Genomic DNA, 13455 nt, shown 5'->3' on the forward strand with positions numbered 1-13455 from the left:
ACGACGGCCCAACAATCCTCGAAATATCTTACAAGCCACTGATCCCACGATAATATCCGAGGCATGGCGCTTGCCCGGATTGTGTACACAATGGCACATCGCTTGCTTCAATCCGGGTAAGACCTGTTGCCGGAGTTTTGTCACCATGGGGGCTGAGCAGCCTGAAACGATCGCCGCGATTGTGGCCGCGCATCGCGCGGGCACGATCACGCCTGCGCAGACCGTCGCACGAACCTATCAGCGCATCCGCGATCACAACGATCCCGCAATCTTCATCAGCCTGCGCGACGAGAAGGACGCGATCGCGGAAGCCGAGAAGCTTGCCGCAAGGGATGCCGCCAGCCTGCCGCTCTTCGGCGTGCCGGTCGCGGTGAAGGACAATATCGACGCGCTCGGGTTTCCGACCACCGCGGCCTGCCCGGCCTTCTCGTATACGCCGACGCATGATTCGACCGCGGTGGAACGCCTGCGCGCGGCCGGCGCGATCATCATCGGCAAGACCAATCTCGACCAGTTCGCAACCGGCCTCGTCGGCGTGCGCTCGCCTTTTGGCATCCCCAAGAATTCGATGCGCGAGGATCTCATTCCCGGCGGATCGAGCTCGGGATCGGCGGTCGCCGTTGGTGCCGGACTCGTTCCGCTGTCGCTGGGCACGGACACCGCGGGCAGCGGACGCGTGCCGGCGATGCTCAACAACATTGTCGGGCTGAAGCCGAGCCTCGGCATGATCTCGACCGCGGGCCTGGTGCCGGCCTGCCGCACGCTCGACTGCATCTCGGTATTCGCTCTGGCCGTCGACGACGCTGCGCTTGCACTCTCCGTGATGGCGGGTCCAGACCAGGCCGACCCGTTCTCGCGCGACCGGCCGCTCGGCGCGATCACGCCGTTCCCCGCGAATTTGCGCCTCGGCGTACCGCGCAACGGACAACTGATCTTCTTCGGCGACAGGAAGGCGGAAGCCGCTTACGGCGATGCGCTGAAGCGCTGGATCGCGCTCGGCGCTGAGCTGGTCGAGTTCGACCTCGAGCCGTTCTACGAGACGGCGCGGCTGCTCTATGAGGGGCCGTGGGTCGCCGAGCGTTATCTCGTGATCAAGGATCTGCTGGCATCCGCGCCTAATTCGATTCATCCGGTGACGCGCGAGATCACCGTCGCCGGGGCGCGGCTGAGCGCTGCGGAGACCTTCTCCGCGCTCTACCGCTTGCAGGGCCTGCGCAAGATCGCCGAGCGCACCTTCGCCAATATCGACGCGCTGGTGCTGCCGACCGCGCCGACCGCGTATACGACGGCCCAGGTGCTGGCCAATCCGATCGAGCTCAACAGCCGGCTCGGCACCTACACCAATTTCGTCAACCTGCTCGATCTCTGTGGTCTTGCGGTGCCCGCGTCGATGCGCGCGGATGGCATTCCGTTCGGCATCACGCTGCTCGCGCCCGCAGGGCGTGATGCACTGCTCGCGAGCATCGGCCGCGTTTTCCATGCGGATACGAAACTGACCGTTGGAGCGAAGGGCGTTGCGCAGGCCCCGCTGGCGCCGCTCGCAGCAAACGGCAGCGACGAGATTCCGATCGCGGTCGTCGGTGCGCATCTCTCCGGCATGGCGCTGAACGGCGAATTGCAGGCATTGAACGGTCAATTGATCGAAGCGACCAAGACCGCGCCCGACTACAAGCTCTACGCACTCAAGACCACGCCCCCGAAGCCGGGCATGCTGCGCGTCGAGGCTGGCAAGGGCGCGGCGATCGAGCTGGAGATCTGGTCGCTGTCGTCGTCCGCGTTCGGCAAGTTCGTCAATGCGATTCCGGCGCCGATGGCAATCGGTACGGTGCGGCTTGCCGATGGACGCAGCGTGAAGGGCTTTCTCGTCGAGCCGGAGGTGCTGGGCGAGGCGCGCGACATCACGGCGTATGGGGGATGGCGCGCGTATATGAAGGAAGTCGCGGCGATATAGGTCTCGTAGGGTGGGCAAAGCGTAGCGTGCCCACCATCACTATTGGCCAGGAGAGACGGTGGGCACGGCGCCTTGCGCCTTTGCCCACCCTACGGCACCGCGTGCGCGGCCCTAAACCGATACCGCGTAAATCTCATACTCCCCGCGCACCAGCTCGATATGCGCGCGCATCGCTGCTGCCGCGCCCTGCTTGTCGCCGCGCATGATGGCGACGACGACGCGGTCGTGCTCGGCTTGCGACTTTGCCAATCGGCCGAGGTTGCGGAACTGGGCGCGGCGGAACGGTTGCACGCGGACGCGGGTCGCCAGCGTGATCTCGGCGATGTAGCCGTTCTGTGATCCCGCATAGATCGCGTTGTGGAAGCGCTCGTTGACCTCGTGGAAGCGATCGGGATTGCCGGCGTAGCTGAGCACGCGCAGCTCTTCGTGGATGGCTTCGAGACCATGGCGCTCGGCCGCCGACATGCGCTCGGCGGCAAGGCCCGCGCAGAGCGCCTCGAGCTCCGCCATTGCCTCGAACATGCTCTTGAGACGCTCGACCGAGGGCTGCGCCACCACCGCACCGCGATGGGCGCGCGATTCGACGAGGCCGCTCGCCACCAGCTGGCGCAACGCCTCGCGGACCGGCGTGCGCGAGACGCTAAAGCGGCGCGCGATGTCGGTTTCATCAAGCGGCGCGCCCGGGGCCAAGGTTCCGCGTACGATCTCGTCGGCGAGTTGAAGCCGCAGTTCCTCGGCGCGCGTGATCTTGTGCACGCTGGGCTGCGCCCGGTCGACGCGCGGCACCACCGGCTCGGCCGGCAGTGTTCCGGGCGGAAGATCGTCAAGCGTCATACGGTCAGGTCTCTTTCGACTCGTCGATGATGCTGACATGGGCGGCGACGACGCGCCAGCCCTCCGGGAAGCGAATCCAGGTCTGCATCTGCCGGCCGACCTTGCCGGGAGCCGTGTCGCGATAGAACAGGGTGGAAGCCACGGCCGTGTCGCGGCCGTAGCTGGTGATCACGGTTTTCGCGGTGCGGCGGTTGAGGCCGACCGGCGAACGTCCGGCGCGGAAGCCGGAGATCGCCTCATAGCCGTAGAGGTTCTCGCCGATGCCATAGCGCAGCGTGCGGGGATCGTTGCGGAACAGCTCGCCGAGCACGGCGACGTCGTTGCTGACGAGAGCCTGCTCATAGCGCTCGAACGCGGCCTTCACTTCCGCGATCACCTCGGGGAGATCGATCTCCATTCTAAATCCCTCTCAAAGTCCCCTTGGCGACGGCGCGGATACCACGCCCATCTTCTCCAATGCGTACGCGACGCGCAACGCGATGTCCTCGCGCCAGGGCGCGGCGATGATCTGCACGCCGATCGGCAGCGGCTCGAGCGGCACCGGCACGGCGACCACCGGCAATCCGATGAACGAGATCGGCTGGGTGTGGATGCCGATATTGGCGCGAACCGGCAACTCGACGCCGTCGAGCGTGAAATTCACCTGGCCAAGCTTCGGCGCCGTGCAGGGCGTTGCCGGCGCGATCAGCACGTCGACGGATTTGAAGATCTCGGCGAGCTGCGCGCGATACCAGCGGCGGAATTTCTGCGCGCGGTCGACCAGCGGCGCCGGCACCATCGCGCCGGCAATCAGCCGGTCGCGCACGGCGGGATCGAAATCGTTCGGGCGCTTGCGCAGGCGGTCGAGATGCAGCGAGGCGCCTTCGGTGGTGGTGATGACATAGGCCGCCGCGCGGGCGCGCGAGGCTTCGGGCACGTCAACGATCTTCGTCGCGCCGAGCGCCTTGGCGACGCGGCTCACCGCTTCGACGGCCTCGGGAAACACGTTCTTCTGAAAGTGCCCGCCGGCAATCGCGATGCGCAGGTCCGACACCGGATTGGCGAGCAGCGGCAGCGTCGGCTCCAGACCGCGCGTGGTGCAGGCGGCATCGTCCGCATCCACCCCCTGCATCGCGTCATAGGCGAGCGCGAGATCGGTCGCCGAGCGCGCGAACGGACCGAGATGATCGAGGCTCGCGACGAACGGGAACGAGCGCGCGCGCGACAGCCGGCCATAGGTCGGCTTCAAACCAAAGATGCCGCAGAAGGAGGACGGCACGCGGATCGAGCCGTTGGTGTCGGAGCCAAGCGCGATCGGCACCAGCGCGCCGCCGACGGCGCTGCCGGAACCACCTGAGGAGCCGCCGGTCATCCGGGTCGTGTCATGCGGATTGCGCGAGGGACCGTCATGGACGTTCTCGCCGGTGAAGTCATAGGCGTATTCGCCCATGTTGAGCGCGCCGACGAGCACGGCACCGGCGGCTTCCATCCGCTCGATCAGCGTGGCGTCGCGCTTGGCCGGCGCGAGGTCGCGGTTGATCTTCGAGCCGGCCCGCGTCGGAAGCCCCGCGACGTCAAACAGGTTCTTCACCGCGAAGGGAACACCGGCGAGCGGGCCGACCTCCTTGCCGGCAGCAATGTCGGCGTCGATCGCACGCGCCTTCGCACGGGCGCGCTCGGCAGTGACGTCGGTGAAGGAATTGAGGACGGTGTCGTGCTGCTTGATGCGCGCAAGCGCTGCTTCGGTGGCATCGAGGGCCGACATCTTGCCGCCGGCCACAGCCTTGGCGATGTCCGCAGCCGTCATTTCTGGCTTGGTGGTCATGGCGGAATCAGACCGTGAAGATCGGCGCCGGCTCGGTCTCGTCCGGCAGCGCGAATTCGTCGACCAGTCGGCCAAGCCGGAGCGAGACTTCGAGATTGGCGCGCACCGCCGGCCTCCAGGCCTCCTCGACCGGCAGCGCCAGCGCTTTCGATACGGCGTCGATATAGTCGTCCAGCGGCTCGGCCATCACGCTCCCAAACAATCTCTCAGTGAACCGGCAACGGCGGATGCGGGATCGCCGTCAACAGCTCCTTGGTATAGTCGTCCTGCGGATCGCTGAGGACCTTTTCGGAAGAGCCCTCTTCGACGATTCGACCTGTCCGCATGACAATGACACGATCGCACAACAAGCGCACTACGTTCAAATCATGCGAGACGAACAGATAACCCATACCTAAGCGCGCTTTCAGGTCCTGAAGCAGATTGAGGACCACGGCCTGGACCGAGACGTCCAGCGCCGCGGTCGGCTCGTCCAGGATGACGAGTTTTGGATGCAGCGCGATGGCGCGCGCGATGCCCACGCGGGCCTTCTGGCCGCCGGAAAGCTGGTGCGGAAACCGATCCAGCAGATTGTGCGGCAGCCCGACCATGGTCGCAAGCTCCTCGCAGCGCGTTCGCAGCGCATCGCGGCCCCTGATGTCGCCGAGCTGCATGATGGGGTCGGCGATGGCGCGGGCGGCGGTGAAACGCGGGTTGAGGCTATCGGTCGGATCCTGGAACACCATCTGGATGCGGCTGCGCTGCGGCAGCCGGGCGAAGGACGCAGGCGCGATGGCGCCGATGTCCTCGCCGTCGAACTGGATCAGGCCCGAGGTCTGGTCCAAGAGCCGCATCACCATCATCGACGTGGTCGATTTGCCGCAACCGGATTCGCCAACCAGGCCGACGCTCTCGCCATGGCCGATGGAGAGGCTGATGCCGTCGACGGCGCGGAAGACGTCCGGCTCGACCGGCGGCTTGCGGCCGAACAGTTTTCCGAGCGTGGCCGTGGCGCCCTGGCGGGGGTATTCCTTGACGAGCTTTTCGATGAGGAGAAGGGGCTTCTTCTCCCTCTCCCCGCTTGCGGGGGCGCGACGGGCTTCGCTCGCGCTGAGAGCGTCGGGGTGAGGGGGACTCTCCGCGAGCACGGTGCTGGGAGAGTCCCCCTCACCCGCCATGCTGCGCGCGTCGGCCTCTCCCCGCACGCGGGGAGAGGCGAAGGAAGCGCCCTCTTCCTCCGGCAAGAGATCGCGCAAGCTCACGCCGAGCCGCGGTGTCGCGCGCATCAGCTTTTTTGTGTAGGGGTGCTGCGGGCTGGCGAAGATGTCGGCGGCTTTCGCGGTCTCGACGACGCGGCCCTTTTCCATCACCACGACACGGTCGCAATAGGCCGCAGCGAGGCCGAGGTCGTGGGTGATCAGGATGGTCGACATCGCCTTGCGCTTGGTCAGCTCGACGATCAGGTCCATCACCGCTTTCTGGGTGGTGACGTCGAGGCCGGTCGTCGGCTCGTCCGCGATCAGGAGCTGCGGATTGCAGGCGAGCGCGAGGGCGATGACGACGCGCTGGCACATGCCGCCTGACAGCTCGAACGGATAGGCGTGGTAGCGCTCGCGCGGGCGGGCGATCTTGACCTGCTCCAGCGCCTCGATCGCCTTTTCTCCGTGGTCCGAAACCATCGCCTGCTGCACATGGGTGCGCAAGACGTCCTCGATCTGGTCGCCCACTTTCCGGATCGGATTCAGCGCCGCGCGCGGGTTCTGAAAAATCATCGAGACTTCGCGGCCGCGCAGATCGCGCATCTGGTCTTCGGTCGCGGCCTTCACGTCGATGCCGGAGAACATCACCGAGCCCTCGGCGATCTTGCCCGCGCGGTCGAGGATGCGCATCACCGCGTAGGATGTCACCGACTTGCCGGAGCCGGACTCGCCGACGATGGCGAGCGTCTCGCCTTTGGCGACGGAGATGTTGACGTGCTGCACGGCTTTGACGATGCCGCGGCGGGTGGTGAATTCGACCGTGAGGTCCTGGACGTCGAGCAGGGGCTGGGCGGTCATGGACGGCTCCCGTCACTCAAAAAGTGCGAAAACAACGCCATGCACAGTAGAATGGCATTGTAATCATTGGAGCATTTTTGACGGAAATTTGTCATCACGTCCTCCGCTGGGGGTCGACGATGTCGCGGAGGCCGTCGCCGAGGAGGTTGAAGCAGAACACGGCGATCATCAGAGCGAGGCCCGGGAATAGCGCGATCCACCATTCGCCCGACACCATGAAGCCCGCGCCTTCGGCGACCATGATGCCCCATTCGGCGGTCGGCGGGCGGACACCGAGGCCGATGAAGGAGAGGCCCGCGGCGTTGAGGATGGCGTAGCCCATGGTCAGCGACATCTGCACGATCATGATCGGCATGATATTCGGCAAGATATGCACCAGCAGGATGCGGAATTCGCCGTTGCCGGAGAGACGCGCGGCCTGCACGAAGCCGGCATTACGGCGGACATTGGCCTCGGCGCGCGCGACGCGGGCATAGAGCGGGAAGTTCACGATGGCGGTGGCTAGAATGATGTTCTGCACGGTGTTGCCGAGGGCGGCGACGATGCCCATCGCCAGCACGAACAGCGGGAACGCCATGATGGTATCGGCGATGCGGCCGACGATGCGGTCGGTCCAGCCGCCGAAATAGCCGGCCGCGATGCCGGCGAGGCCGCCCATCAGGAACACCAGCACGACGGAGGCGACGGCGATGAACGTATCGAGCCGCGTCGCCACGATGACGCGGCTGAAGATGTCGCGGCCGAGCTGGTCGGTGCCGAACCAGTGCGCCATCGACGGCGGCTTCAGCGCCGCGGCGGTATCGGAAGCGAGCGGATCATACGGCACCACGTAGGGGCCGAAGATCGCCGCGATGAGGATCACGATCAGCAGCGCGAAGGCAAAACCCGTGACCTTGTTCTCGCCGAGAACATAGCGGGTCTGTTCGAGGATCGCGACGAGCCCTGAGGTCCGCGCGGGACCCACGGGTTCAACAGCAGGCGCAACGGAGCTCATGTCACCCTCCCTTTGCGCATGATCTGGTCGGAAAACCGGCCTCCACTTTTCCGGATCATGCGCTAACCCTCCAACCTGACACGCGGATCGATCACGCCGTAGAGAATGTCGATCACGAGATTGAGCAGCACGTACATGACCGCCATGGTCAGCACAAAACCTTGCACCGGCGCGAAGTCGGACGAGATCAATGCTTCCACCGCGTAGGAGCCGATGCCGGGCCAGGCGAATACTTTTTCCACCAACACGTTGGCCCCTAACAGGAACGAGAACACCATGCTGAGCGTGGTGATGACGGGCAGCATCGCGTTGCGAAACGCGTAGGTGATGATGACGGTCGACGGCGACAGGCCGCTGGCGCGGGCCGTGCGCACGAACTCCGACGACAACACCGCCAGCATCGAGGCGCGCGTCATGCGCGCGATCGGCGCCAGCGAGAAGATCGCGAGCGTCGTCGCCGGCAAAATGAGCTGGCTCAGCGCGGAGCGGAACGCCTCGAAGTCGCGCGCGATCAGGGTGTCGATCAGATAGAAGCCGGTCACCGTCGGCGGCGCGCTGTAGAACACATCGAGGCGACCGAGCGGCGCGGGCGACCAGCCGAGCCGGAAATAGAAGACATAGACCAGCACGAGGCCGGTGAAGAACACAGGTAGCGACACGCCCGCCGTCGTCGTGACCCGGCAGAGGTGGTCGACCCATGATCCCGGCCGCGTCGCCGCCAGCACACCGAGCGGAATGGCGATCACGACAGAGACGATAAGGCCGAGCAGCGTCAGCTCGGCGGAGGCCGGCAGGCGGTTACGGATCTCGGCCGCGACCGGCTGTCCCGTGGTGAGCGAGTTGCCGAAATCGCCATGGGCGAGGTCGTTGGTGTAGCGGAAGAACTGCTCGATCAGCGGCCTGTCGAGGCCGAGCTTCTTGCGGATCTGCTCGACGGCTTCCTTGGTCGCTGCGGGACCGGCGAAGTATGCGGCGGGATCACCGGGCAACGCGCGCGTCAGCAGGAAGGTGACGATGACGACCCCGATCAGCGAGGGAATCGCGAACATCAGGCGCTTGCCGATCATGGTCAGCATGGTGTGCCCCTGGTGTGGAAATGAGATCGCGCTACGCGTACCGCTGCGCCCCCTCTCCCCTTGTGGGAGAGGGTTGGGGTGAGGGGTAGCCACGAACTCCGATCTCGCTCGGGGCTACCCCTCACCCGTCTCGCCGCTACGCGGCGAGCCACCCTCTCCCACAAGGGGAGAGGGAATGAGAGAGTTGCGCTCACCTCACTCGACCAAGACACCCAGAGAGACGCGGCCATGTCGCGCGCGCTCATCACGCCTTACCCCTTCACCAGCGCGCGGTAATCCAGCCTCCGGTGGAACCAGTATTGGTAGCCGCTGATGTTCTTCTGCATCGCGACGTTGACGAAGGGCTGGTACAGCGGGATGCGCGGGATGTCGGTGAAAGCGAGATCGACAAAACCCTTCACGTCGGTGTCGTAGGTCGCGGTGTCGCCGGTGGCGGCGGCGGTGCGCGCGCCGTCGATCAGCTTGTCCATCTCCGCCGACTTGTAGCTCATGGTGTTGAAGACGGAATTGTTGCCGTGATAGCACCAGTAGAAGAAGTACTCGGGGTAATCGAGCCAGCCCGAGAACACGTTGGTGAAGAGCGGCATCTCCTTCTTGTTCAGCTCGGTGCGCCAGTTGGCGCCGGGCACCTTGTTGATGGTGGTCTTGATGCCGATCTGCGCGAGGCTCTCCTGCACCAGCACGCAGAGCGGCTCGTTGACGCCCGCGAAGTTGAGATCGAACGAGATCGTGGTCTCGAAGCCGTTGGCGAGGCCTGCCTCCGCCATCAGCGCTTTCGCCTTCTCGATGTCGGTGTTGTATTTGTGCGGCTGCGGCCAGGCGACTTCGGTCGGCTTGTCCTTGGACGCGCCGAACATCGGGTTGGCGAGGCCGAACATCACAGCGTCCATGATCTTCTGATAGGGCAGCGCATAGGCGACCGCCTGACGCACCTTCGGATTGTCGAAGGGCGGCTTGGTGACGTTCATGCCGATATACTGCATGCCGTTGGAGAACGGCAGCGACACGACGTTGAGCTTGCCGTTCGCCTTCATCTCCTGAAAATCCTTGTTGGGCAGCTCGTAGGAGATGTCGGCGTCGCCGCGTTCCAGCAGCGCGCGGCGGTTGCCGGCCTGCGGTACCATGCGCCAGATCACGCGCTTGATCTTCGGCAAGGGACCGCAGACCCAATCCTCGTTGCGCTCCATGATCACTTCGGTGCCGGCGGTCCACTTCGTCACCTTGTAGGCGCCCGAGCCCGCGGTCTGCTGTTTTGTAAACTCGAGACCCCAGGGGTCCTTCTCGCTGGCGTTCTTCTTCACCAGCTCGGAATTGACGATGCAGGGCACGATGACCGCGAGATCGGGGATCGTGAGCTTGTCCTTCTTCAGGAAATCGACGCGCACGGTGTAGTCGTCGATCACGACGAACTGCTCCGGCTTGGTGAGAGAGCCCGCACTCATCTGGAAGGTCGGGAAGCCGCCGACGCTGACGGCGCGGTCGAGCGACCACTTCACGTCCTTGGCGGTGACGGGCGTGCCGTCGTGGAATTTGGCGTTCTTGCGCAGCCTGAAGGTGACCGACATGTCGTCGATCTTCATCTCCTCGGCGAGCTCGCCCTTGAACTTGTCGCGGTCGTAATAGGGCACGCCGCCGGGGCCGGCCTTCATCTCGTGGCTGATCAGGCGGTCGTAGCAATTCCAGGAGACTTCATAGCCGGGCACGTTGGTGCCGACGCCGTGGATGTCGAGATTGTTCGGGCCGCCTTCCGAGACGATCAGCAGCGTCTCCGAGCGCGCATCGGCATAGGCGGTGGAGATCACGGACGGCATCGCCGGAAGCGCCGCGCCTGCGGCCAATCCGGACACGGACTTGAGGAAATCGCGGCGCTTCATGGGAAATGCTCCAACGCAAAGGTTTCTGGTTGGAACAGGGAGTCGCAAGGTTCGTTCCAGCGCTTAACAGAGCCTTAAATTCCAGATAAGACCTTGATCGCAATTGATCTTTTTGAGATTCCGGCGATTGATCACCCTTTGGGCAGGCCGGTTAATTGCATACAAGGATACGATCCTGCTCTAAAAATAAGCTGAAAGATTGAGCGCTGCCGGATTGAGCAGGCCGTCGCAGATGGCCGGGACGGCTCAGCCCGGCCAGATCAGATCCTGGAGTTCGACGAGATCGTTCGCCCTGTCCTGCCAGCCCTCGATACAGACGTGGCTGTTGAGGTCGCTGGCGCGGTGCAGCAGCATCAGCGCCATCAGGCGGCGCTTGAGCGCATAGTCCAGCTTTGCATAGCCAAAGCCCTCGAGCAGGCTGCGCACCCTCCCCGGCCGTCCCGCCGCCATGAAGGCGCTGGGGCCGAGCAAATCGTAATCGCGCCATCCCGCGAGCACGTCGCCGAAGTCGAACAGGCCGGCGAGCGACCAGTCGCCGTCGTCGCAGGCGAGCAGGAAATTCTGGGGGATATATTCGCCCACCAGGATCACCGGCGGCGCATCCATCGGGATCAGTTTTGCAGCGTCGCGCAGGAGATCGTCGAGGCCTGCGAGGAATTTCGGCGCGAGGCCGAGCCGCGTGTGCCGCGCCTTGCATCCCTCCATCTGGGCACGCATGAAGTCGTCCCAGCGCGGTTCAATCTTTGCGAGCGGACCAAGCGGCGCGTGCTGCACGGCGGCGATGGTCTCGCCGATCTGGCGCAGCAGGCGCTCTTTCTGATCTTCCGCCAGCTGCGGCCAGACCTCCGAGCCGAGCGTGCCGGCAAGGCGCGTGATGACGAGGTAAGGCCAGCCGTCGCGATCACCCTCCGCGACGATCTCCGGGATCGGCACATGAAGGCGGCCGGCAAGCTGCGCCAGCGATCCGCGTTCGGAGACGAATTGCGCGCCGAGCTGCGGCGGGAAGATTTTCAGGATCAGCTTCTCACTGAGGCCGACGACGAGATTGGTGCCTGTTACAAACACGTGCGGCGCGCTGGTATCGAGACCATGGCTGCGGGCGATGTCGAGCGCGACCGGCAACCATCGCGGTGGATCGGAGCGAAAGGCGCGAAAGCTTTCCGCGTCGGTGAAGTGAGGTAGTTTCATCGACATCGCAACCATGATGCGTTTGAGTTCGTCATGCCCGGGCTTGTCCCGGGCATCCACGTTCTCCGGTTGCCGCAAGGCGTGGATGGCCGGGACATAGGCGAGCTAAGCGACGCCGTCCTTCGGACGACTATGCCCGGCCATGACGGCGTGCAAAGATCTCGCGTTCCAACCAATGCCAGGCTTCCATCCCGTTTCTACCGATCCGGGCTGGCGCGCTCGAACTGACGCAGCAGCTTGTTGCCGCGCTCGACCGCGGCATCGAGCGCAGCCTGCGCGCCCTTCTGGCCGGTAAAGGCCTGCTCCAGCTCGTCCTCGATCGCGCCGCGGATCAGCACGAAGGAGCCGAGCCGGATGCCCTTCGAGTTCTCCGTCGGCGGATGCAGCGTGATCTCTTCGAACGAGATCGCTGAGCCCGGATTGCGCTCGTAAAAACCCTGCGCGCGCGTCAGCTCGAAGGCGGCGCGGGTGATCGGCAGATAGCCGGTGTTCTGGTGCCAGGCCGCCTGCACGCCGGGCTGCGACAGATAGGCGAAGAACCGCGCCACACCCTTGTATTCCTGGCGCGGGCGGTCGCGCAGCACCCACAGCGTGGCGCCGCCGATGATCGAGTTCTGCGGCGCGTTCTTCACATCGGGCCAGTACGGCATCATGCCGTAGCCGATATCGAACTTCGAATTCGCCTTGATGTCGGCCCGCGTCGCCGAGGAGCCGATGAAGATGCCGCATTCGCCCTTCTGGAAGCGCGGCTCGGCCGACTGCCCGCGGCCGCCGTAGTCGAACACCTTGTCCTTCTGCCACTCGGCGAGCTGGGCGATGTGTTGCACGACGACCGGGTTGTTGATGGTCAGCTCGGCATCCAGCCCCGCAAAGCCATTGGTCCGCGTCGCGAGCGGCAGATTGTGGAAGGCGGAGAAATTCTCGACGTGGATCCAGGACGGCCAAGAGGTCGTGAAGCCGCACACAGCGCCGAGCTCGCGCAGGCGCTTTGCGGCAAGCCCAAGCTCGGGCCATGTCTTCGGCGGCGTCTCCGGATCGAGGCCCGCGTCGCGGAACATGGTCTTGTTGTAATAGAGGATCGGCGTCGAGGAATTGAACGGGAAGGACAGCAGATTGCCGGCCGCATCGGTGTAATAGCCGGAGACTGCGGGAAGGTAATCGCCCAGCGAGAACGGCTCGTTCATGTCCCGCATCATGGTGAACACGGGATAGATCGCGCCCTTGGCCGCGGTCATGGTGGCGGTCGCGACCTCGTTGACCTGGACGATCGCCGGCTGGCTGCGCGACCGGAAGGCGAAGATCGCCGCCGTCACGGTCTCGGTGTAGTTGCCCTTGTAAGCAGGCACGATGCGGTAATCGGACTGCGAGGCGTTGAAATCGGCGGCGAGCTTCTCGAGCTGCCGGCCGAGCTCGCCGGACATGGCGTGCCACAGCGCGATGTCGGTGGCGGCGCGCGCCTGAAGAGGCATTGCGAGGACGATGAAAGCGGCGAGGATCCGCAAAAGACGCGATGCTGAAATCACGATGGCTCTTCCCGTGTCGCGCGGCAAAAGGCGACGATACCTGCTTAAGGCGCTGCATTTCCTGTTTCAACCGGGAATGAGCGGTGGCTGCGCCGCACAATTCCCCCGCCGGATGCGGCGGGATGGCCTTCCCACTACCATCTGCTAGATTGCGTTGAACCTTTTGGCTCCGCCA

General features: G+C 64.8%; 11 protein-coding genes. 1 reads left to right on the top strand and 10 read right to left on the bottom strand.

What is annotated here, in order from left to right; translation table 11 throughout:
* Window positions 1-145: 145 nt before the first annotated feature.
* Window positions 146-1951: an allophanate hydrolase gene (atzF, locus tag QJT78_RS03485; protein WP_281460179.1), complete on the top strand. Its 1806-nt coding sequence runs from the start codon at window positions 146-148 to the stop codon at window positions 1949-1951.
* Window positions 1952-2062: 111 nt separating this feature from the next.
* On the opposite strand, the gene QJT78_RS03490 is transcribed toward atzF, so the two are convergent.
* The 10 genes from QJT78_RS03490 to ugpB form a co-directional block, all read right to left on the bottom strand.
* Window positions 2063-2785 carry a GntR family transcriptional regulator gene (locus tag QJT78_RS03490; protein WP_014491242.1) on the bottom strand — a complete coding sequence of 241 codons (723 nt, stop codon included), beginning with the start codon at window positions 2783-2785 and terminating at the stop codon, window positions 2063-2065.
* Between the two features lie 4 nt (window positions 2786-2789).
* A complete protein-coding gene (gene hpxZ / locus QJT78_RS03495) occupies window positions 2790-3182 on the bottom strand; it encodes an oxalurate catabolism protein HpxZ (protein ID WP_028148076.1) in 393 nt (130 codons plus the stop codon).
* Window positions 3183-3194: 12 nt separating this feature from the next.
* Window positions 3195-4589: an AtzE family amidohydrolase gene (locus QJT78_RS03500; protein ID WP_028148077.1), complete on the bottom strand. Its 1395-nt coding sequence runs from the start codon at window positions 4587-4589 to the stop codon at window positions 3195-3197.
* A gap of 7 nt (window positions 4590-4596) precedes the next feature.
* Window positions 4597-4776 carry a DUF4089 domain-containing protein gene (locus tag QJT78_RS03505; RefSeq protein ID WP_028148078.1) on the bottom strand — a complete coding sequence of 60 codons (180 nt, stop codon included), beginning with the start codon at window positions 4774-4776 and terminating at the stop codon, window positions 4597-4599.
* 19 nt (window positions 4777-4795) lie between these two features.
* Window positions 4796-6625 (bottom strand): ABC transporter ATP-binding protein, encoded by a 1830-nt coding sequence (locus QJT78_RS03510; protein WP_038942127.1) that lies wholly within the window; start codon window positions 6623-6625, stop codon window positions 4796-4798.
* Between the two features lie 94 nt (window positions 6626-6719).
* The gene (locus QJT78_RS03515; RefSeq protein WP_014491237.1) at window positions 6720-7619 is read right to left on the bottom strand and encodes an ABC transporter permease; all 900 of its coding nucleotides are present in this window, start codon (window positions 7617-7619) and stop codon (window positions 6720-6722) included.
* A gap of 62 nt (window positions 7620-7681) precedes the next feature.
* Window positions 7682-8695, bottom strand: a complete 1014-nt coding sequence (locus QJT78_RS03520; protein ID WP_028151990.1) for an ABC transporter permease — start codon at window positions 8693-8695, stop codon at window positions 7682-7684.
* A 251-nt stretch (window positions 8696-8946) separates the two neighbouring features.
* The gene (locus tag QJT78_RS03525) at window positions 8947-10569 is read right to left on the bottom strand and encodes an ABC transporter substrate-binding protein (protein WP_038942187.1); all 1623 of its coding nucleotides are present in this window, start codon (window positions 10567-10569) and stop codon (window positions 8947-8949) included.
* Between the two features lie 246 nt (window positions 10570-10815).
* On the bottom strand, window positions 10816-11763 hold the full coding sequence (locus QJT78_RS03530; RefSeq protein ID WP_038942186.1) for an aminoglycoside 3'-phosphotransferase/choline kinase family protein: 948 nt from the start codon (window positions 11761-11763) through the stop codon (window positions 10816-10818).
* Between the two features lie 191 nt (window positions 11764-11954).
* Window positions 11955-13259 carry a sn-glycerol-3-phosphate ABC transporter substrate-binding protein UgpB gene (ugpB, locus tag QJT78_RS03535; RefSeq protein WP_193375904.1) on the bottom strand — a complete coding sequence of 435 codons (1305 nt, stop codon included), beginning with the start codon at window positions 13257-13259 and terminating at the stop codon, window positions 11955-11957.
* Window positions 13260-13455: the final 196 nt, after the last annotated feature.

Origin of the sequence: Bradyrhizobium sp. Mp27 (genome assembly GCF_029953005.1) — a bacterium.
GTDB lineage: Bacteria > Pseudomonadota > Alphaproteobacteria > Rhizobiales > Xanthobacteraceae > Bradyrhizobium > Bradyrhizobium barranii.